The 21,191-nt window shown below is 46.6% G+C and carries 18 protein-coding genes; 9 read left to right on the top strand and 9 right to left on the bottom strand.

Annotated elements, in window-relative coordinates; all coding sequences use genetic code 11:
• The first annotated feature begins 113 nt into the window (after positions 1-113).
• The 4 genes from QFZ51_RS07625 to QFZ51_RS07610 all read left to right on the top strand — a co-directional run bounded on the left by QFZ51_RS07625 (position 114) and on the right by QFZ51_RS07610 (position 7,303).
• The gene (locus QFZ51_RS07625; protein WP_429044799.1) at positions 114-1,130 is read left to right on the top strand and encodes a FecR family protein; all 1,017 of its coding nucleotides are present in this window, start codon (positions 114-116) and stop codon (positions 1,128-1,130) included.
• A gap of 98 nt (positions 1,131-1,228) precedes the next feature.
• A complete protein-coding gene (locus QFZ51_RS07620; RefSeq protein ID WP_429044797.1) occupies positions 1,229-4,675 on the top strand; it encodes a SusC/RagA family TonB-linked outer membrane protein in 3,447 nt (1,148 codons plus the stop codon).
• A gap of 11 nt (positions 4,676-4,686) precedes the next feature.
• Positions 4,687-6,147: a RagB/SusD family nutrient uptake outer membrane protein gene (locus tag QFZ51_RS07615; RefSeq protein WP_429044795.1), complete on the top strand. Its 1,461-nt coding sequence runs from the start codon at positions 4,687-4,689 to the stop codon at positions 6,145-6,147.
• A gap of 4 nt (positions 6,148-6,151) precedes the next feature.
• Positions 6,152-7,303, top strand: coding sequence for a TlpA disulfide reductase family protein (locus tag QFZ51_RS07610; RefSeq protein WP_429044793.1), 1,152 nt, complete (start codon positions 6,152-6,154; stop codon positions 7,301-7,303).
• Positions 7,304-7,357: 54 nt separating this feature from the next.
• On the opposite strand, the gene QFZ51_RS07605 is transcribed toward QFZ51_RS07610, so the two are convergent.
• The 9 genes from QFZ51_RS07605 to QFZ51_RS07565 form a co-directional block, all read right to left on the bottom strand.
• Complete coding sequence (locus QFZ51_RS07605; RefSeq protein ID WP_429044791.1) at positions 7,358-8,662, bottom strand: cryptochrome/photolyase family protein; 1,305 nt, start codon at positions 8,660-8,662, stop codon at positions 7,358-7,360.
• Between the two features lie 14 nt (positions 8,663-8,676).
• Positions 8,677-9,516, bottom strand: coding sequence for an aminotransferase class IV (locus QFZ51_RS07600; RefSeq protein WP_429044789.1), 840 nt, complete (start codon positions 9,514-9,516; stop codon positions 8,677-8,679).
• 207 nt (positions 9,517-9,723) lie between these two features.
• A complete protein-coding gene (locus QFZ51_RS07595; RefSeq protein ID WP_429044787.1) occupies positions 9,724-10,380 on the bottom strand; it encodes a 3-oxoacid CoA-transferase subunit B in 657 nt (218 codons plus the stop codon).
• 35 nt (positions 10,381-10,415) lie between these two features.
• The gene (locus tag QFZ51_RS07590; protein WP_429044785.1) at positions 10,416-11,108 is read right to left on the bottom strand and encodes a CoA transferase subunit A; all 693 of its coding nucleotides are present in this window, start codon (positions 11,106-11,108) and stop codon (positions 10,416-10,418) included.
• Positions 11,109-11,235: 127 nt separating this feature from the next.
• Positions 11,236-11,619: a DUF4296 domain-containing protein gene (locus QFZ51_RS07585; RefSeq protein ID WP_429044784.1), complete on the bottom strand. Its 384-nt coding sequence runs from the start codon at positions 11,617-11,619 to the stop codon at positions 11,236-11,238.
• A 4-nt stretch (positions 11,620-11,623) separates the two neighbouring features.
• Positions 11,624-12,553, bottom strand: a complete 930-nt coding sequence (locus QFZ51_RS07580) for a DUF4835 family protein (protein ID WP_370909312.1) — start codon at positions 12,551-12,553, stop codon at positions 11,624-11,626.
• Positions 12,546-13,766 carry a bifunctional phosphopantothenoylcysteine decarboxylase/phosphopantothenate--cysteine ligase CoaBC gene (gene coaBC / locus QFZ51_RS07575; protein WP_429044783.1) on the bottom strand — a complete coding sequence of 407 codons (1,221 nt, stop codon included), beginning with the start codon at positions 13,764-13,766 and terminating at the stop codon, positions 12,546-12,548. Before coaBC ends, QFZ51_RS07580 begins: the two co-directional genes overlap by 8 nt.
• A gap of 102 nt (positions 13,767-13,868) precedes the next feature.
• A complete protein-coding gene (locus tag QFZ51_RS07570) occupies positions 13,869-14,210 on the bottom strand; it encodes a DNA-directed RNA polymerase subunit omega (RefSeq protein ID WP_079469388.1) in 342 nt (113 codons plus the stop codon).
• Positions 14,179-15,009 carry an outer membrane protein assembly factor BamD gene (locus tag QFZ51_RS07565; protein ID WP_370909310.1) on the bottom strand — a complete coding sequence of 277 codons (831 nt, stop codon included), beginning with the start codon at positions 15,007-15,009 and terminating at the stop codon, positions 14,179-14,181. Before QFZ51_RS07565 ends, QFZ51_RS07570 begins: the two co-directional genes overlap by 32 nt.
• 501 nt (positions 15,010-15,510) lie before the next feature.
• Between QFZ51_RS07565 and mraZ the strand changes: the two genes are divergently transcribed.
• The 5 genes from mraZ to QFZ51_RS07540 all read left to right on the top strand — a co-directional run bounded on the left by mraZ (position 15,511) and on the right by QFZ51_RS07540 (position 21,163).
• Positions 15,511-15,981, top strand: a complete 471-nt coding sequence (mraZ, locus tag QFZ51_RS07560; RefSeq protein WP_429044781.1) for a division/cell wall cluster transcriptional repressor MraZ — start codon at positions 15,511-15,513, stop codon at positions 15,979-15,981.
• Between the two features lie 12 nt (positions 15,982-15,993).
• Positions 15,994-16,905, top strand: a complete 912-nt coding sequence (gene rsmH, locus QFZ51_RS07555; protein WP_429044779.1) for a 16S rRNA (cytosine(1402)-N(4))-methyltransferase RsmH — start codon at positions 15,994-15,996, stop codon at positions 16,903-16,905.
• A gap of 101 nt (positions 16,906-17,006) precedes the next feature.
• Positions 17,007-17,378 (top strand): FtsL-like putative cell division protein, encoded by a 372-nt coding sequence (locus tag QFZ51_RS07550; RefSeq protein ID WP_429044777.1) that lies wholly within the window; start codon positions 17,007-17,009, stop codon positions 17,376-17,378.
• Positions 17,379-17,587: 209 nt separating this feature from the next.
• Positions 17,588-19,696 (top strand): penicillin-binding protein, encoded by a 2,109-nt coding sequence (locus tag QFZ51_RS07545; RefSeq protein ID WP_370909307.1) that lies wholly within the window; start codon positions 17,588-17,590, stop codon positions 19,694-19,696.
• Positions 19,697-21,163, top strand: coding sequence for a UDP-N-acetylmuramoyl-L-alanyl-D-glutamate--2,6-diaminopimelate ligase (locus tag QFZ51_RS07540; RefSeq protein WP_429044774.1), 1,467 nt, complete (start codon positions 19,697-19,699; stop codon positions 21,161-21,163).
• Positions 21,164-21,191: the final 28 nt, after the last annotated feature.

Raw genomic sequence — 21,191 nt, 5'->3', positions numbered from 1 at the left:
ATTATTTTCAATAAAGCCTCTTTAAAATAAAATTTATCAAAATCTGAAAATTTACCGGTCCATACCCGGTAAAAGAGCAATGATTGTCGCTCTACTTTAAAAATAGATGGGGAATGCTGCCAAAGGACCTGACTGAATTAGACCTGCTGCTCGACGACACCTTTCTGCAATATATCCGGCGAAACAACGACACGGCTATTGCTAAATGGGAAAGCTATATCCTGTTGCATCCTGAAATAAAGGATAAGGTGGCAGCGGCAGTGGCGCTATATTATAACATCAATACGGTTGAGGCGGAAAAAGACAGGACGGTACAGCTAAACAGGCTGCAACAGGCGATCAAAGCCACTCACCCAGCGCGTATCCGGCGGATCAACTGGCGGCAGGTGGCCTGGCGCGCAGCAGCAGTACTCCTGCTCGTGGGAGGCGCTACCCTGTTATGGTCCCGGCTAAAGCCACGGAAGCCCGCAACGGCCCCCAACACCTTCCTGGTGTATTCCAGCGAATGGGGACAACGGAAATTGCTCACCTTACCGGATGGCTCTTCAATCATTCTCAACGCTAATACAACCATTAGGATTCCTTCTGATTACAGCAACCGGCACCGGCATGTAGAACTGGTAAAGGGCGCCGCCCTGTTTGATGTAAAAACAAATTCCGATGATCCCTTTATGGTAACCAGCAAACAGATACAAACCACGGTACTGGGGACTTCCTTCTTAATAAAATCTTATCCGTATGAGCCACAGTCGACCGTTTCCCTGCTCAGCGGAAAAGTAAAGGTAAGTGAGAAATCAGGTAAGGCAGATCCGCTCACACTGGCGCCGGGAGAGCAGGCGCGGTGGAATGAATCTACCCGAAAAATGAGCAGGTCAACATTTGATACCATTGCATTACGCACCTGGAAATCAGGAAAATTAGTGTTTAACAATGCCAGCGCTTTTGAAGTTATACGTGAACTGGAAAGTTGGTATGGAATACCATTCGAGGTAACCGGAAATTCATTATATGCCAAACGGTTCTCCGGAGCCTTCGACAACGATAAATTAGAAAAAGTTTTGAACATCTTTTGTTTTACAGCCGGATGTAGTTTTCAAATACAACCGGACAAAGTGCTGATTCAATTTTAATAACAAAGCGTTTCCACCAAAATCGCTAAAACCGGGATCACATGCAGGCTGCCGGCGCCTGTAGTGACCATATCAACCATCATTAAAAAATCTGATGCATGACTTTTAATTATGCGCGCCTGCGTGCGCCGTTAAGCACTGCAGTAAAATGGCAGTTCCCTCTTTTGGTGTTGTTAATGCTGATGATCTGTATGCTATCATACGCCCAGCAAAGAAAATCAATAGCGCTCCGGGATGTGACAATTTCTACCGCCTTCAAAAAAATTGAAAGCACCTACCAGGTAAAGTTCTTTTATGATGCCGCCACCTTGCCCATCCGGCATGTTACCCTGGCCATAAAAAACAGGAACATCCGCGAAGTGCTGGCAGAGCTGGAAAATGCTTCCGGCCTTCAATTCCGGGTAAGCGGTAACATGATCGGCGTAGTAAAGCCTTACAATCCAACCGGCGTTACAAAGGCCCTACCCATGATAAGAGGAAGGGTAACCGACCGTCAGGGACAGCCGCTTCCCGGCACTACCGTGCGGGACATTATTACCGGCAAAGGCACCGTAACAGATGCTAACGGCATGTTCGCTGTTAGTGCTGAAGAAGGCCACCCGCTGCTAATCAGCAGCATTGGCTACCGCCAAAAAACGCAGGTAGTATCCGGGAAAGAAAATCATATTTCGATGGAGGAAGATGCTACCAGTCTTGGCGGCGTAGTAGTAATGGGCTATACCAATAAACAAGCGGCTGAACTAACCGGCGCTGTGCAAAAAGTTTCGGGCGACCAGTTGCGCAGCTCTGTTTCTTCTTCCAACATCCTCTCTATGCTGAAAGCCAAAACCACCGGCATGTACATCGTGGAACCCAGCGCCGATGCCGGCGCAAGGGGACAGGTATTGCTGCGCGGCGAATCTTCCCTCCCATCCGGTACCAGCGCTTACTTCGGACCGCTGATCGTAATTGACGGTGTGATTTCCAACTCACAGAACCTGCAGGATGTAGTAAATCCTGCTGATGTGGAAAGCGTTACTATCCTGAAAGATGCTGCGTCTACGGCCATCTATGGTTCACGCGCGGCACAGGGAGTCATTGTGGTAACCACCAAAAAAGCTGCCGCCAACAGCGGGGTGCATGTTACACTCGATACCCGTTACGGCGCTATTAAACAGAACCGCGCCATCCGCATGATGAACACCACAGAAAGTACTGCGCTGATGGATAAAGTAATGCAACGCAGATGGGAGGAAACACCTTCTCTTCAGCAACAATTTCCTACTGCAGCAGATTTTATTCAGCAAAGAAGGATTTATACAGATGAAGATAAATCCAAGAACTTCGACTGGGAAAAAGCCATGTTTGATGATGGTGATTTTTCTGATATCAGCCTGGGACTTAACAGTGGCAACGATAAAACAATGGTGTACGCAGGCGTAAACTGGTACAAGGAGAAAGGCATTAACATTGGTAATACCTTCGACCGCCGTAACCTCCGGCTGAACCTTGTCCAGAACTTCTCCAAAAAAGTTTCCGGCGGATTGAACACCAGTGCCATCATCGATAAAACCATTTCCCGCAACGGTGTGCCGGCACTTTATATGACTCAGCCTTTTGTAACGCCTTACAATGCGGATGGTACACTGGCCGACAGTATCCCGGTGAGGCAATCCAATAATTTTGGTGTTCCTTATACCACCTGGTCACAGAATTTTTTAGCCGAAAAGAAATTCGATAATACCGCGGTTATAAACAACCAGCACTTCACTGGTACCGCGTGGCTTAGCTATCGCGTATTGCCCTGGTTAAGTCTTAAAACCACCAATACTATCGATTATATCAATACCCACCGGAACTCATACCTGGATCCCCGTAGCTTCTCCGGGAAATATGGTGGTTATCCTTACCTGTTTGCTCCTGGCGCTGCTACTCCTAACGGAACGCTTACTATTGCAGATACCAGGTTCTTTAATTTTACCTCCACAAATACACTGAATGCCTCCAAACAGTTTGGACAGCACAGCCTGAATTTCCTGGCAGGAACAGAATGGGCAAGACGTAATAGTGAAACCAGCAGTACAGATATGTATAACCTGCTGCCGGGTGAAAGAAACATGGGCGCAGCGAAAAACTTCGGTAGCGCTATCAATGTGGCGTACAATTCCCCCTACCGGCCCTCCGGCGGGTATACAGAAAGAGCGAGCTTCTCTGCTTTTAGTGAATTAAATTATAACTACCTCGCTAAATATTATGCTGCAGCCTCCCTTCGTACTGATGCCTTTACCAACTTTGGCCGTAATAAAAGATACGGTACTTTTTATGCCGTAAGTGCCGGATGGCTGATCAACAAAGAAGCTTTCCTGGCAGATGTGAAAGCAATAGACCTGCTGAAGCTGAGAGTAGTGCACGGAACTTCCGGAAGGGATGTAGGCGATGGATACCTGAACCAAACCCTTTATGCTGCTGCCAGCAACTATACCTACGACAACGTTAATAGCATTGGCTCCGCCATCACACAACTGGAAAACCCGGATATCAGCTGGGAAACCACTGTTAACAATACCGCCGGGATAGACCTCAGTCTATGGAAACGCGTGGAACTCACGGCGGACCTCTACTCCAAGCTCAGTAAAAACCTGCTGCAACAGGTATTCGTAGGTTCTGCACAAGGATCTTTCCAACAGTATCAGAACGTGGGAGAAGTATTGAACAAAGGGCTGGAACTGATGCTGAACACCCGGAATATAGATGCCCGGAATTTCAGCTGGACCACCAACCTCAATGTGAGCTTTAATAAAAATACGATACAAAAATTATACAGCGATTCTCTTCTTGATAACTACAACCGAGCGTATTACCGTTATGAAGGAGAAGACCTGAACGTGATTAAAGCGATCCGCTATGCAGGGGTAAATCCCGACAACGGCGCTCCACTGTTTGAAAATTATGACGCATCCGGCAAGAAGCAGGTGGTGGAAGGCATTGGCGCCATGTCAGATATCCGCAATTACCAGACAGTGGGTTCTGCTACACCCAAATTCTTTGGAGGTTTTACCAACACTTTTACCTACAAACAATTTTCGCTGAGTGCAGAAATGTGGTTCCAGGCAGGCAACTATACTGCGATGAGCCTTATCAACAACTTCCAGGATCCTGGTGCGCCGTTTCTCGGCAGGAACAATGTCAACTGGCAATCCAGCCAGAAAGTATGGCAACAACCCGGTGATAAAAATGCTAACTACCCTGACGTGTACAGCAGCAAGATGAATACCTGGCGGGCATTCGACAGCCGCTCATCGCTGGTGTATGGTAACGCCAGCCATATCCGCATGCGCAACATCAGGATCGGATACGATCTTGCTCAGAAAACACTGGCAAAGATCCACGCACAGCGTGCAGGCGTATTCGTTAGCATGGACAATGTTTTTGTTATCAAACGTAAAGACTATGTAGGCGCAGATCCCGAAGGTGCCTCCATCGGCACGTCCACTTCCTATGGAGGAGTAGGTATCGGGAACGCAAATCCACGGCGCATTACTGCTGGTCTTAATGTTACATTCTAAACTACTGAAAAATGAAGCGTACAATAATAATAGCCGCCGTCAGCCTTATTTCATTAAGCGCCTGCAATAAACAACTGGATGAATTACGTCCGCATAACGTCATCAACGAAGATGCCCAGTTCAGTACTCCCGAAGGATTTTCCCAGGCAGCACTGGGTTTGTATCCGATGATCACCTCGGGTGTTGCTATGGAAAACAGCAGCTTTGGATATGGTGATGTTACGATGTTCCTTTCGGAAACACACGGCAACAATATCCGTTCACTCGATCTGGGGCCCAATCGTTACTCCGATGCGTTCGATTATACCAATTCGCCCGATAAAGACCACAGCTGGACTTACTACTTATGGAGAGGGAGTTACTTTACCATCCTGCACGCCAACAAGTTGCTGGATAATGTAACCAAAGAGGAACAACGTCCTGCCATTTTACAGGCGAAAGCAGAAGCGTTGTTTGTGAGGGCGTTTGTATACTTTAACCTGGTGCGTTTTTATGCAAAGCCTTATTACCAGGACGCAGCAGGATCGCCCGGTGTGATGCTTATTACCACGGCGGCCAACGGCACCGGCTATAAGCCCGCGCGTGCCAGTGTTAAAGCCGTGTACGAGCAGATAGTTTCAGATCTGGAAACAGCTATCCCCTTGTTTAACCAGGAAAAGTCCAACAGCTTCGCCGGTAAAATGAGCGCCGCTGCTTTGTTGTCACGCGTGTACCTTTATATGGGCGGCACGTTCCAACAACCCGACGCCACTTTTAACCAGCAGGCAGTGAGTTATGCTGACCAGGTGATTAACAGTAACAAGTACACCCTGCTCACCGGCAACGACTACCGGGCCTACTACAACAGCAGCAATGCCGCCAATAAGGAAGATATTTTTGCGGGCAATACGGATTATGGCAGCACCTCTATCAGTCAACAGTACGCCTATCCTCCGCAGATCAATTATACCGGCGGTTACTATCGTCCTTCCCCCGATTTGCTGACGAGGATCAGCACAACAGATCTGCGCACATCGCACTATAAAGTAAACGTAACTCCCGGCTTTCCAAACGACAGCATTGCCACGGCCAAGTACATGTACCTGTACTCAGCCATCTATAGTAAATCGCCGTTCCGGTACATCCGCCTCGCGGAAGTATACCTGAACCGCGCAGAAGCCAACGCCAAGCTCGGCAAAAAAGATCTTGCACTGGCCGATCTGAATATCATCCGTAACCGCGCAGGGCTCGCCTCCGTAGATCTTTCCGGGCAGGCACTGTTGGATGAAATCCTCCTGCAACGGCGCCTGGAACTCGCCTTTGAAGGGCATATCGGTTTTGATTTTTTCAGGAATGGATTACCGATGGTACGCAACTATGCTTCTGCCAGCAGCGGCGCCATGACGATTGCCGCCACGAGCCCGAAGATATTACTGCGCATTCCGCAGGAAGAAATTATCCTCAATCCTAATCTTACACAAAACGAACAATAGCATTATGAAAAAAATAATTTGCGTACTATCGTTACCGTTAGCATTCAGTCAGCTGGTAACCGCACAACAGAAATTCAGTATAACCGGTACCGTTACCGGCAATGCGCCCGCGAAATACTACCTGCAGTATAGCAATGGCACGAAATACATTACCGATAGCGCTGAAGTTAAAAATGGCAGGTTCGGCTTTGCGGGTACCTTATCGCAGCCCACGCCCGGCGTGTTTTCTGCAGCGCTGATCAACAACATGACCGGCAACAAAAAAGAGCAGGCCTACCTGTTCCTGGAACCCGCCGCCATGACGATCACTATCACAAACGGTGACCTCAGTACCACCGTTCTGAAAGGCTCTGTAAGTAATGACGAAAATGTACAACTGGAGAAAGAAAGAGAAATCGCTACTGTAAAATACCAGCCATTACTGGAAGCATTACGGAATGAAAAAGATCACGACAAAGCCGGGGCTATCCGCGAGCAACTGGCGCCTTACTTTGAAACAAACAACCAGTTGTCCAGGAAATTTATCCGGGAACATCCTAATTCTTTCCTGAGTATTTATCTCATGCGTTTCCAGGTAGGCAGCATGACATTGGATTCTGCCAAATATTATTACAACGGCTTAAGCGCCGCTTTAAAACAAAGTAAAAATGGTGTGGAGATAGCCCAGGAGATTAAAAAAATTGAACAAGGTTCGCCGGGCAGCGTTGCGTTTAATTTCAGTAAAGCAGATATCAATGGCCAGCCACTCAGTTTATCCGATTTCAAAGGGAAATATGTATTGGTGGATTTCTGGGCCAGCTGGTGCGTACCGTGCCGCGCGGGTAATCCTCATCTGCTGGAACTATACAAACAATACAAGGATAAAGGTTTTGAAGTGATCAGTGTGTCCGACGACGACCGCAATCATGACGCCTGGAAAAAAGCGGTAGAAAAAGATGGTATTGGTGTATGGAAACACGTACTGCGCGGACTGGACATGAATAAACGCCTGAAGAATGAACCTAACCCGGATGATATCAGTGAACACTTCGGCATTCATTCTTTGCCTACCCAGATATTAATTGATCCGAAAGGGATAATTATAGCCCGCTATGGCGGCGGCGGAGAAGAACATGAGGCATTAGACGTTAAGTTGAAAGAAGTATTTAACCACTAACATTCACCATAAAAAAGCAGTGGAGATGAATGATCATCTCCACTGCTTTTTTTATTATTTCTTCAGCGCTTTTCCATATACTTCCAATGCGCGCCGGCGTGCTTCTTCATGCGACACGATCGGTTTAGCATATTCAAATCCTTCAAATTCCGGCACCCACTTACGGATATATTTTAAATCTTTATCAAACTTCTGTGTTTGCAGCGTGGGATTAAATACCCTGAAATAAGGCGCAGCATCACATCCCGAACCAGCTGCCCATTGCCAGCCACCGTTATTTGCAGCGAGATCATAGTCTAACAGTTTAGCTGCAAAATAAGCTTCCCCCCAACGCCAGTCGATCAGTAAATGCTTGGTTAAAAAACTCGCGGTGATCATGCGAACACGGTTGTGCATGAACCCGGTAGTATTCAGTTCCCGCATACCGGCATCTACTATCGGGTAACCGGTTTGGCCTTTACTCCATTTCTCAAACTCTGTTTCATTATTACGCCATACTATCTTATCATATTCTTTCTTAAAAGAATTTCCTACTACATGCGGAAAATGCCAGAGGATCATCTGGTAAAACTCCCGCCAGATCAATTCCTTTGCAAAAGTAGCATTGAGCTGCATGGCCTGCCGCATTAATGCGCGAATGCTTACCGTACCAAAACGCAGATGGACACCTAATTTGGAGGTACCATTCACAGAAGGGAAATCACGGGTTTCATCGTAGTGTTTAATCAGTGCTTCTTTCAGGTCTTTTGCAGGAAAATGTTTTTCACCCGCTGTAAATCCCATCTCTTTTAAGGAGGGAATTTTTACAGGGGATTGTTTAAAAAGATGCTGATAATATTTTTTACAGGGATAAGGCTTCAGATGAAAAAAGGTGAGGGTATCATGCCATTTCCTGCTGTAAGGCGTAAATATCGTATATGGGTCACCGTTATCTTTCAGTACTTCTCCTTTTTCAAGAATCACCTGATCTTTGTAGTTGTGAAAAGAAACACCCTGTTCGCTGAGCTGCTTTGCTATGGCAGCATCCCTGTTTCTTGCATAGGGTTCATAATCATGATTGGTGTATACGTTGGCAATGTTGTATTTGGCGGTCCAGTGCGCAAAAGCAGCCTGCGGAGTACCATAAAAAATGTCCATTGAGGAACCCAGCTGTTGCAGTTGCTCCTGCATATCCTCCAGTACTTCGTGAATAAAGGTGAGCCTGCGATCGTGTTTATCTTCCAGGTCATTGAGAATGTGGGTATCAAAAACAAATACCGGTACTACCGGGTTTCCGGCACGTAATGCATAATAGAAAGCGGCCTGGTCGTCCAGCCGCAGATCACGGCGAAACCAGCATAAACTGATTTTTTGTTCCATGTTAACGGTGATTTTTACAGCATGCTTTCATGTAATACTTCGTGCAAAATAGCGGCGGTGGCGTTACCATAGCTACTGTCGCGGAAGAGGCCCACCCAACGGATACCATAGATGGCGTTGGTTAAAAATACTTCATCCGCATTTTCGAGGTCTTCTATATTGAGTGGTTTTTCTTCTATTTTGAATGGCAGTTCTGTTTTCAGCAGGAACTTGCGCATTACGCCGCACACACCGCCTTCAGACAGCGGTGGCGTATAAAGTACTTTATCCCGCACAATAAATACATTGGCGATGGTGCTGTCGGCAACCCTTCCATATGGATTAAGTAATATCGCCTCGTTCAGCCGGTGCTGCTTGGCATACATGGCAGCCATCACATAGGGCAGGCAATTATTTGATTTAATAGCGGATAATTTATCACAGCTCTTTTTTACATCGGGGAAGACGTCAGTTACGAGTCCGTTCTCATTTAATTCCAATACTGTTCTGCTTAATTCCCAGCATTGGATAATGTAGTTTGGTAAGTTATTGATGGGATCGTATAAGCCGCCATCGGAGCGGAAGATAGCCAGCCGTACGCGGGCCATCTGGGATATATCATTTTTATTGCAGAGTTCCAGTATCTGCTTAACAAAATATGCTTTGGTAAAATGTGGGGGGATATCAAAATGCAGCAGGTGTAAACTGGCGAGCATCCGTTCAAAGTGCAGGTCAGCCAACAACACTTGTCCCTGGTATACTTTCAGGGTTTCAAAGAAGCCATCCCCGTATCTGAAAGATCGATTATCTGCCGTAAAAATCGGGTCGGCTGCAGGAATATATTTACCGTTATAACAGAGAAATCCAACTTGCACCTCGAACTATTTTAGCAGTTTGAAAGGTACCAATTATTTAGGTATTTTTAAGTTTAGAGATTTAGACATTTTGTTTCAGTGAAGTATGTATTCCAAAAACAAAACATCTAAATCCCTATACAGGTTACGTATTATTTACGGAGTTGCAATCCTCCGAAATGCAGACATACAAAGCCATCCGGCTGATGAGAAGATCCTATGCTTCAGCTAAATTTTCATCTCCGGGATATCTCCTTCAATGATCAGCTTACCGGCTGTTTTAGAGCGGATTTCCTCTACGGTAACACCGGGTGCACGTTCCAGGAGCTTAAACCCATCGGACGTTACATCCAGCACCGCCAGCTCTGTAACAATTTTCTTTACACAGTTGACACCGGTAAGCGGTAATGTACATGCTGGTAGCAGTTTGCTTTCTCCTTTTGGATTGGTATGCATCATGGCTACAATGATGTTCCTGGCAGAAGCCACCAGGTCCATAGCGCCACCCATGCCTTTCACCATTTTACCCGGTATTTTCCAGTTGGCAATATCGCCGGTATCGGATACTTCCATTGCACCCAATACGGTAAGATCTACCTTACCGGCGCGGATCATACCAAAGCTTTCTGCGGAATCAAAGAAGCTGCCACCGGGCAGCAGGGTAACTGTTTCCTTTCCTGCATTGATCAGGTCTGCGTCAACGTCATCAGCGGCAGGATACGGTCCCATACCAAGGATCCCGTTTTCAGACTGCAGCATAATAGAAACTCCGGCAGGTATATAGTTGGATACCAGCGTAGGAATACCAATACCCAGGTTTACATACATACCATCCTGCAGTTCCTGTGCAATTCTTTTTGCGATACCATATTTATCGAGCGGCATAAAATATCAGATTGAAGCGTGGAGAATTGGATGAACTACATCTTAACGGTTCTGCGTTCGATCCGTTTTTCATAGTTGCCGCCTTTGAAAATGCGGCGTACGTATATACCCGGCACATGTACCTGGTCTGGTTCCAGCTCTCCGGGTTGCACCAGTTCCTCCACTTCGGCAATAGTGATTTGTCCTGCCCTGGCCATGGATGTGCTGAAATTCCTGGTGGTTTTACGGAATACGAGGTTACCCAACGTATCTCCTTTCCAGGCTTTTACAATAGCGTAATCGGCGTGCAGCGCCAGTTCCATCAGGTGAGGCTTGCCATCGAATACCCGAACTTCTTTTCCTTCAGCGATCTCGGTTCCGTAGCCGGCAGGCGTGAAAAAAGCAGGAATTCCCATGCCTGCCATCTGGATACGCGTAGCCAGTGTTCCCTGTGGAATGAGGTCTACTTCCAGCTCTCCGGCCAGCAGTTGTCTTTCAAATTCTGCATTTTCACCAACATAGGAAGACATCATTTTCCTGATCTGCCTGGTTTTCAGCAGCAGGCCAAGACCAAAATCATCTACTCCCGCGTTATTGGAAATACAGGTCAGATCCTTCACTCCTTTTTTTACCAGGGCGGTAATACAATTCTCCGGAATTCCACACAAACCAAACCCTCCCAGCATCAGTACCGCTCCATCCCGGATATCTTGTATGGCTTCATCGGCATTTGCTACTACTTTGTTCATGTTTTGGTGTTTTATAGATTAGGGCTGCCGCTTGATAAAAGGCCGGGTTGTATCCGCCTTCGGCAGCAATAGTACGCTGTCTGCATAGGGGAAAATACTTTTCATACGAAACCGGAGCGGTGCATTTTCATCGATTGGATTGGGCAACCGTTGTTTCCTGGAAGCAATATCTGTTTGTACCATCTGGAAAACTTCCTTCAGCCTGTTGGGATGACTTTCGTAATACCGGTAGCTCTCCACTAAATTCCTTCACGCTTACTTTATGCAGGTCCAGTATCTGTTTGTAATAGACCTTTACTTTCTCCTGCCGGAGGGAATCGAAATTGGGCGTATAAGTAACCTGCATTTGTTGCTCATTGCTGTAGGCATCTGCAATAGACATATCTACCAGGATACCTGCCATATGTTCCTTTGAAATATATTTACCCGGCACCTGGTCGCTGTTGGCACAGGCAACCAGGAATACCACTAACAAAGCCAGGGAGGCGTATTTCATCATCATGTTCATCATAGCGTTACTTCATCTGTTGATACTTCTGTGCATTGGGCACATCCATCTGGGAGAGCAATTCCGCTGCACGGCTTTTCTCCTGTGGTGTGGCACGGGAGAATATTTTTAATAGCTCCTCTCCTTTGGAAAGGAAGAAGGTTTGCATCAGCATGGAATTGGGGATATCCTGGTGGATGGAATAGAGCATATTCAGGCAGTTCAGAATGGCTGCACGGCCTTTTATCACATCATCATACATCAGGTCCAATCCCTGCCGGTGATACTGGTACATTACATCATGGAACCGGAGGAACTTTGCGTTCAGTAGGTTATCCTGTAACCAGTAACGGTTGCGGTTTCCTTCGAAAGCTTTCCATCCGGAAATCTCCTTTCCATCCGGTGCATTATTTACAATATTAAGCGCTTTCTTAAAATATACATCTCCGCCTTTGGGGGAGAAGGAATCATAATCGAGCCCGAGGATGATATTAACATAATAGGCCAGGATAGCGGTTAAGTTGGAGGCCAGCGGATCATTTCCCACCACCCTGGTATCGCTGAACTCCAGCTGCTGGAATTCCACGTACCGGAACACCACATTGGGATCCTGGATATTCAGCAAACTCGTTACATAGCTGGCGTTATATACCGGCCTGGTGGCCTGTATGGTCAGGGTAGCCTTGTAACTGTCGTTCCCTGAAGTACCGGTGATGTTTAGCAAAAAATTACATTCTATCCGTTCAGCCGGTGTAAAGGCATCGTTTGCCCAATGCCGGTTATTGAGGAAATCCCGGACGGAATTCTGCAGGGTAGTAAATATTTTTTTGTCTACGCCCTGTATCTGTTGGGCAACTACAGACACATTGGCCCTTATTTCCTGGGCTTTAACGGCCGGGGAGCAGCATAGTAAAAAGACGCCTGCAAGCAGCAGGAACAACGGGAAACGATTATGCATGTTGCAATTCGATTATAGCGGAAACAATATCCTGGGCCACGGCCTGTTTGGATTTGAGGGGGAAACTGCGTTCATTCCCGTTTTTGTCAAACAGGGTTACTTTATTGGTATCATAATTAAAGCCTGCACCTCTATCTGCCAGTGAATTCATCACGATCAGGTCCAGGTTTTTATCACGCAGTTTTTTCAGAGCATATTCTTTTTCGTTGTTTGTTTCCAGGGAGAATCCTATGAGCAATTGCCCCGGGCTTTTATTATCGCCCAGCGAGCGTAGTATATCGGGTGTTTTTTCAAGATCGATATGAAGCTGGGCTTCCCCTTTTTTAATCTTTTTGTCGGCCACATTTGCCGGGCGGTAGTCTGCTACGGCGGCGGCGGCCACTACTATTCCGGCGCCGGAATAGCGGGCTGTTACGGCATCAAACATTTCCTGGGCGGTTTGCACATGGGTAATGGTGATACCGGGGTGGGTTGTTTTCTGAGAGGTGGGACCCAGTACCAGCTGTACATCAGCGCCGGCATCTGCCAGGGCTTCCGCAATGGCAATTCCCATTTTGCCGCTGGAGTGGTTGCTGATGTAGCGAACCGGGTCAATATGTTCGATGGTAGGGCCGGCTGTAACAATAGCAGTGGTACCGTTCAGGGCTTTTTTTCCGTTTTTCTGTTGAAAATGCTGTTGCAGGAAAGTCAGGATCTGTTCTGGTTCTGCCATGCGGCCTTCTCCAAAGAGTCCGCTGGCCAGTTCCCCGGATTCCACGGGAATCTGCTGGTGACCGAAGGAAATGAGCTTTTCCACATTGCTGCGGGTAGCCGGGTGATGCCACATGTCTTCATCCATTGCGGGGGCGAAGAGTACGGGGCAGGTTGCCGAAAGGTATACCGCCAGCAGGAGGTTGTCGCACAGGCCCAGGGCCATTTTGGCGAGGGTATTGGCAGAAGCGGGTGCGATGAGCATAATATCTGCCCAGCGGCCCAGCATCACATGATTATTCCAGCTGTTGTGGTCGCTGATATTCAGGGGAACCTCGTTTTTAGAGAGGGTGGCTAGGGTGAGGGGGGTAATAAAGCCGGCGGCGGCGGTGGTCATGACCACTTTTACTTCGGCTCCTTCCTTTACCAGCAGGCGTATGAGGGTAGCGGACTTGTAGGCGGCGATGCTGCCGCTCACTCCGAGCAGGATTTTTTTTCCTTGTAGCATTTTGATAGCGTCCATGGACATATATAAAAACAAAAGCGGCAGAAATCATTCTGCCGCCATGAAATTAATATTTTTATTTTTCGCAATCACGCACCTCACAAAATAATGTGTGGCGGATTAGCTAAACAAATCGTCGTCGTTCTTGCGGAAATAAATTTTGCTGTCCAGGAACTCCTGAGTAGCCTGGATGGCCGGATTTGCCAGTCTTTCATAAAAACGGGAAATCTCAATCTGCTCCTTGTTCTCGTGCACTTCTTCGAGGTTGTCAGTATGACTGGCAAACTCTTCCAGTTTGGAATGGAGCTCCTCTTTCACGGAAATATTGATCTGATTGGCGCGTTTGGCTATTACGGCAATAGACTCATATAAATTACCAGTTCTGTTCTTAATGTCGGTAGTATTTTTGGTTTCTACCCAGGGATTAAGGCTACTGGTTAGACTTCGCTTTAATTTGCTCATTATCCAGTGTTTTTATGTTGTTTTGTGCTAAGGTATAAAATTTTTCGGCATCTGGCTTTAATTTGCTGTTCGGGTAGTGATCCGCGAAGTCCAGGTATTCGTCGAGAACCGTTGCGTAGCGCTCTTTTTGTCTCTCCGGAATACTGTTTTTAGCATAATTATAGTAAGATCTGATGGCCATTACTTTGTAACTGTCGCTTTTATCAGAGTCGGGATAGTTGCGCATCAGGTTTTTGAAGGCAATACCGGCGGCTTTGAAGAAGCCCAGGTTATAATATAGCTCTGCGCTGGAGAATTCTTTCTTTTCCAGCTTTCGTCTGCACAACTCGATTACCAGGTTGGCTTCCGACACTTTATCTGCGGTAGGGTAGTTATTAATGAAGGTTTGCATGGCAGCAATTGCCTTCATGGTATTGGTTTGATCCAGTGATACCTTTGGCGACTGCTTATAGTAGCAATAAGCCTGCATATAATCTATTTCCACCGCTCTCGGGCTGTTTGGGAACAGGTCCAGGTAGTTTTTAAACTGGAAGGCTGCCTGAACGTAGTCCTTAACGTAGTAAGAGCAATATGCGAAATTGTAATACATGGGCTCAAACTTCTCAGTTCCCTTGTACACCTGAACCAGGTCAGTGTAGAGTGTTATTGCCGTATTGTATTTTTTCTTCTGGAACAGCTGATTGGCGTAATCCAACTTCTTTTCAAAGTTGTTACTTTTTTCTATTCTCCGTAACTGGTTGTTACAGGAGGTAGTTACGACAACCGCAAGAACACTGATGTACAATAAAAATTTCCGCATAAAAGAGTGGCAAAATTAAGAATTAAATGTAAATGTAAGGCAGAGAGATTTTGATTGCTGTTAAAATTTTGCAAAAGAGGGAATTAAATCGCCGAAAGACAGGTTTTCCACCACCGCCGGGGTTGCTGACATTTTTCCCACCCCGATGTGGAAAAATTGATTTCAGGTAACGGATGTACCTGAAAAAAGGGCTCAGATTATAAAAAAAATCCACTCATAACGATTTCTGCACCCCATTTTCCCACCCGCTATGCTATTCGGGAATGTCTTATCCCAAGGGGCATCTGCAAGATATAAACACATAATTCACACTTATAAACACGTTATCCACACGTATTATTGTTTAATGCACCGTAAGGGTGCATAAATGAGGGTAAAATGGCTCTGATGCGGGCGCTTGCATCTGTGGAAAAAATTTATAAAGTATTTTTTCGTTAAAAAGTGGGAAAAAGTGTTATTTTGTGTTAGAAAAAGGATTTTCAAGGACTTTGCCCCCATGGTATGACAGGATTTCTCGGTGAATATGAATCGACGCTGGACGCAAAAGGACGCTTTCTGTTACCTGCCGGGTTTAAAAAGCAGTTGACAGACGGGGCCGGAGGACAGTTTGTGATTAACCGTGGGTTTGAAAAATGCTTGTCCCTGTATCCCATGAACGAATGGCAGCCTATTTTCGAACGTATCAGCAAGTTGAATGACTTTGATCCAAAAGTAAGGGAATTCAGGCGGTACTTCTTAAACGGGGCCACCATTCTGGAGTTAGACAGTGCAGGAAGACTGCTGGTACCGAAAAACCTGCTGTCGTACGCCAATCTGGAAAAAGATATCGTGCTGGCAGCAGCAGCATCCAATAAAATTGAGATCTGGGATAAAGGTAAATACCAGGAGTTCTTTGAAAATTTCTCACCAGGGGCGTTCAGTGATCTGGCACAACAGGTAATGGGAGGAGGAGATAATAACATATCAATTTAAAGAGGGGAGCATATGGGCGAACAACAATATCATTTACCCGTTCTGCTGCAGGAAACGACGGAGCTGTTACAGATAAATCCCGATGGGATCTATGTAGACGCTACGTTTGGAGGCGGAGGACACTCAAGAGCCATACTGGAGAAACTGGGTGAAAAAGGACGGCTGATAGTATTTGATCAGGATGAAGATGCTTACCGAAACAGGATTATAGACGAACGTGTCACTTTTGTACAACAAAATTTCCGTCATCTGCAACGCTTTCTGAAGTTACATAAAGCAGACCAGGTAGACGGCCTGCTGGCGGATCTGGGCGTTTCATCGCACCAGTTCGATACAGCAGAAAGAGGATTCAGTATTCGCTTTGATGGCGACCTGGATATGCGGATGGATACCAGAACGGAATTTACTGCCGCTCAGTTGCTGGCAACATGGGGAGAAGCAAGGTTACAACTGATTTTCCAGGAATACGGAGAAGTAACCAATGCAAAAACCCTCGCCCAAACAATTGTAAAGCAGCGCAAAACACACCCCATGCGCACCATCGCAGAATTTAAATCTGTGATTCAGCCCATTGTAAAAGGCAATCCGCAAAAATACCTGGCGCAGGTTTTCCAGGCATTGCGTATAGCCGTTAATGATGAACTGGGCGCACTGAAAGATTTACTGGAACAGGCTACCAATGTGCTGAAACCCGGAGGAAGACTCGCCGTCATCACCTTCCATTCGCTGGAAGACAGGATGGTAAAAAATTTTATGAAGACCGGAAGTTTTGAAGAAGCACAGGAAGACCCGTTTGCAAAAGAAACACCCCCTAAATTGTTCAAATTAATCACAAAAAAACCGGTTACCGCCAGTGATGCAGAATTGAAGCTTAATGGAAGATCCAGAAGTGCAAAACTGCGGGTAGCCGAAAAACAAGCGTGACAAGGTTGTAAACTGCCTGTCACATCCTACCCTATCCTATACACACCCGTTTTGAATTTGCGTTCAGATTAATATTGTCAATTTTTAAAAAGACATAGCGCGTGGGAGACGACTTAGATACAATCCAGGAAAATCCGGCTGAAGAAAGTACCCTTCCCCCGGAGCAACGTAAAGAATGGCGTTTGCGCATCAACTATAAAGCATTGGTGCAAAACATGCCGTTTATCGGTTTCCTTTCCCTCCTGGCTTTAGTATATATCGCCAACAGTCACCTCGCTGAAAAAAAAATCCGGCGCATTAACAAACTAGGCAAAGAAATTAAAGAGCTGAAGTGGGAGTATATCAATGTGAAAAGTGAGCTCATGTTTCGAAGCAAAATGAGTGAAGTCAGTAAGTCAGTAGAGCCGCTGGGCCTTAAACAACTCAGCTCCCCTCCGCAAAAGATTGTGCTGAAAAAGGATACAGAAAAATGAATTTAATATTGATGCCTGACGCTGCCCGCCTGACCCATCACTCAGGTCGGGGATGCTGGTAAATCAAATCAATGGCAAGCATCTCAATTATAAATGCAGCCAGTGTCAGGTATCTTCTTATAAGTTATCAGCCTTTAGCCGTCAGCTATCTGCCCCAGGGTAAATAACTGACAGCTAAAGGCTAAAGGCTAAAATGCTAATACAACATCGTGGATGTAAAAAAGGACATATTGTGGAGAGTGTATCTGTGCCTCATCGGCATGGCGCTGTTCAGCGTCGCCATCCTGGTGAAAGTGTTCTATATCCAGAACGTGCAGGGCAACTACTGGCGTAGTATGGCCGATAGCCTGCACACCGGCTACGTGGCACTGGACGCAGAAAGAGGCACTATTTACTCGGAGGAAGGCAGGATGCTGTCGACCTCCATCCCTTATTTCGACATCCGGATAGATTTTGCAGCAGATGGCCTTCGGGATAAGAACGGACTGGTGTTCAAGGAAAACCTTGACTCCTTATCCTACCGCCTGTCCCAGATATTCACTGACCGCAGCAAAGCCGCCTGGAAGCAGCAGCTGCAGGAAGGATATAAATCAAAGGACCGTTACTTTTTACTTAAAAGAGACGTACCCTTTAATCAATACCAGGAATTACGCAGCTTCCCGATGTTTCGCCTCGGCAAAAACAAAGGCGGCATGATCGCTGAATCCAAAAGTAAGCGCATCAATCCCTTTAAACTGCTCGCCAACAGGACCATCGGGCTGGCCCGCGAAAATTCACAAAGCGTAGGACTTGAAAGAACCTACAACGAATACCTGAAGGGCGTTACCGGTAAAAGACTGATGCGCCGCATCGCAGGAGGTACTTATGTACCCGTAGACGGTTACGATATTGAACCTGAAAACGGGCGTGATATAGTTACCACTATCGATGTAAACATGCAGGACATCGTGGAAACAGCCCTCATGAATATGATGGTGCAGAATGAAGCCGAACACGGCACCTGCATTCTCATGGAAGTGAAAACAGGCAAAATAAAAGCAATAGCCAACCTCGGCAAACAACCCGACGGCAACGGCTACTGGGAAGATATGAACTACGCACTGCAGGTAGGGGAACCCGGTTCCACTTTTAAACTGGCTACCGTTATCGCAGTGCTGGAAGATAAATACGCCACCATGAACTCTATGGTAAACATGGATGGTGGCCGCTGGCAGGTAGGACGCAGAACCGTATTCGATTCTGAACCTCACCCGGGCCCGCAAAATGTAACGATCAAACACGCATTTGAACTCAGCTCAAATGTGGGTATGGCAAAACTGGCCTACCAGTTCTATAACCGGCAACCTAACAAATTCGTCGGCCATCTGAAAAGATTAAGGCTCGACCAGTTTTCCGGTATAGACCTGATAGGCGAAGGAAGACCGGTTATTAAAACCACCGCTTCCAAAACATGGAGCGCCACATCCCTGCCCTGGATGGCATTCGGATATGAAGTGCTTATCAGCCCGCTGCAAACGTGCATGCTGTACAATGCAGTGGCTAACAACGGTAAAATGATGAAACCCTACCTCGTCAACTCCATACAGGAATATGGCCAGGTAGTAAAACAGTTTGAGCCTACTGTATTGCTGGACAGCATCTGCACGCAAAGCACGCTGAAACAGTTACAGGCCATGCTGGAAGGTGTGCCCATTGATGGTACTGCAAAAAAACTGCGCAGCCAGTTTTACACCTTCGCAGGTAAAACAGGTACCGCACTCGTGGCAAACGGCAACCGCGGGTATGCAGATAAAATTTACCAATCGTCATTCGCCGGTTATTTCCCGGCAAATGATCCGCAGTACACCTGCGTGGTGGTGATAAAAAATAAACCGCATGCATTGCACTTTTACGGTGCAGGCGTTGCGGGTCCCGTGTTTAGAGAAGTGGCAGATAAATTATATGCCATCGCGGTAGAAAGACAAAAACCCATGCAGGCCACCATGCAACTGGATACCCTGCTGTCACTGAAAAATGGCAAAGGCAGTGAATGGAAACAAATCCTGGGTAAACTGCAGCTGCCCATCGGCAACGCCCCTGCTAATAACAGCTGGGTAAGCGCTAAGGTAACAGACCGCAAAATTGCCTTCCAGCAGGTAGCACAAACAAAAGGCGCAGTGCCCGATGTTACCGGAATGGGCCTCAAAGATGCCCTGTATCTGCTCGAAAATGCCGGGTTACGGGTAGTAATAAAAGGCGCCGGTAAAGTGAAAATGCAATCACTCCCCGGCGGAACTAAAATAGGAAACGAACAAACAATCGTAATAGAACTGAGCTAGATGAAGACGCTGCAAGACATATTGTATAATGTAAGCATCCTGGCAGTGCATGGTAATACAGATATTGCCATTCACGCACTCGCCATCGATTCCAGATCCATCGGGTCCGGAGATGCTTTTATTGCAGTGAAAGGCGTACACACAGACGGACACGTGTACATTGAAAAAGCAATTGCGTTGGGCGCCGCAGCAGTGATCTGTGAAACATTACCCGAACAACTGACAGAAAATGTTTGCTATGTACAGGTAAACAACAGCGCTGTCAGCAGCGGTATCATGGCAGGTAACTTCTATGATAACCCTTCTCATAAAATACAACTGGTAGGCGTTACCGGTACCAACGGAAAAACAACCATCGCTACCCTGCTGTTCCGTTTGTTCACCAAACTGGGATATCACTGCGGACTATTATCCACCGTGCAAAATCAGATAGGCGATACCGTTATACCCGCCACACATACCACGCCTGATCCCATTAACCTGAATGCCCTGTTGGCACAAATGGTGGATGACGGCTGCCTGTATGTGTTTATGGAAGTAAGCTCCCATGCTATTCACCAGCAACGTATTGCCGGGCTAAAATTCGCGGGAGGCATCTTCAGTAATATCACCCACGACCACCTCGATTATCATAAAACTTTTGATGAATATATCCGGGTAAAGAAATCATTCTTTGACAACCTGCCCTCCTCCGCTTTTGCACTCACTAACCTGGACGACAAAAGAGGAATGGTAATGCTGCAGAATACGAAAGCTAAAAAAGCAACGTACAGCCTGCGCACACTGGCAGATTTTAAAGGAAAGATCCTGGAAAATAATCTCACAGGACTGGTAATGCTGACAGGAGATACAGAAGTGCATTTCCGCCTGATCGGTGAATTCAACGCCTATAACCTGCTGGCCGTTTACGGCGCCGCAGTGCTGTTGGGCATCGATAAAGCCAAAACATTACAGGCCCTCAGCGACACCTCCGGTGCAGAAGGCAGATTTGATTATATCATTTCCGATAAAGAACAGATCATCGCTATAGTTGATTACGCACACACGCCGGACGCACTGAAAAATGTGCTGGCTACCATCAAAAACCTGCGCAAAGGCAATGAACAGGTGATCACAGTAGTAGGCTGCGGCGGCGATAGGGATACCACCAAACGCCCTGTGATGGGAGATGTAGCCGTGGAAAACAGCGATCGCGTTATCCTTACCTCTGATAATCCCCGCTCGGAAGATCCGGCGGAAATTATCCGGGAAATGGAAGCAGGCGTTCCTGTTCACCTGAAAAAGAAAGTCATTTCCATTACCGACAGAAAAGAAGCCATTAAAACGGCGCTGTCGCTCGCCAACCGGGAAGACATCATCCTGGTGGCAGGTAAAGGACATGAAAAGTACCAGGAAATAAAAGGCGTTAAACATCACTTCGATGATAAAGAAGTGCTGCTGGAGCTGATGAAAACCCTGGAGAAATAGACTAAAACTAAAGATAGATACTTAATAA

This window comes from Chitinophaga sp. W3I9 (assembly GCF_050434025.1).
Taxonomy (GTDB): domain Bacteria; phylum Bacteroidota; class Bacteroidia; order Chitinophagales; family Chitinophagaceae; genus Chitinophaga.
This window is presented reverse-complemented; position numbering and strand designations above follow the sequence as displayed.

Coding starts and splice junctions, on each gene's coding strand:
- QFZ51_RS07580 (WP_370909312.1), bottom strand. CDS start 12,553: ATGCATAATCGTTTCCCGTTGTTCCTGCTGCTTGCAGGCGTCTTTTTA.
- QFZ51_RS07620 (WP_429044797.1), top strand. CDS start 1,229: ATGACTTTTAATTATGCGCGCCTGCGTGCGCCGTTAAGCACTGCAGTA.
- QFZ51_RS07605 (WP_429044791.1), bottom strand. CDS start 8,662: ATGGAACAAAAAATCAGTTTATGCTGGTTTCGCCGTGATCTGCGGCTG.
- coaBC (WP_429044783.1), bottom strand. CDS start 13,766: ATGGACGCTATCAAAATGCTACAAGGAAAAAAAATCCTGCTCGGAGTG.
- QFZ51_RS07570 (WP_079469388.1), bottom strand. CDS start 14,210: ATGAGCAAATTAAAGCGAAGTCTAACCAGTAGCCTTAATCCCTGGGTA.
- rsmH (WP_429044779.1), top strand. CDS start 15,994: ATGGGCGAACAACAATATCATTTACCCGTTCTGCTGCAGGAAACGACG.
- QFZ51_RS07565 (WP_370909310.1), bottom strand. CDS start 15,009: ATGCGGAAATTTTTATTGTACATCAGTGTTCTTGCGGTTGTCGTAACT.
- mraZ (WP_429044781.1), top strand. CDS start 15,511: ATGACAGGATTTCTCGGTGAATATGAATCGACGCTGGACGCAAAAGGA.
- QFZ51_RS07585 (WP_429044784.1), bottom strand. CDS start 11,619: ATGATGAACATGATGATGAAATACGCCTCCCTGGCTTTGTTAGTGGTA.
- QFZ51_RS07590 (WP_429044785.1), bottom strand. CDS start 11,108: ATGAACAAAGTAGTAGCAAATGCCGATGAAGCCATACAAGATATCCGG.
- QFZ51_RS07540 (WP_429044774.1), top strand. CDS start 19,697: ATGAAGACGCTGCAAGACATATTGTATAATGTAAGCATCCTGGCAGTG.
- QFZ51_RS07615 (WP_429044795.1), top strand. CDS start 4,687: ATGAAGCGTACAATAATAATAGCCGCCGTCAGCCTTATTTCATTAAGC.
- QFZ51_RS07595 (WP_429044787.1), bottom strand. CDS start 10,380: ATGCCGCTCGATAAATATGGTATCGCAAAAAGAATTGCACAGGAACTG.
- QFZ51_RS07625 (WP_429044799.1), top strand. CDS start 114: ATGCTGCCAAAGGACCTGACTGAATTAGACCTGCTGCTCGACGACACC.
- QFZ51_RS07610 (WP_429044793.1), top strand. CDS start 6,152: ATGAAAAAAATAATTTGCGTACTATCGTTACCGTTAGCATTCAGTCAG.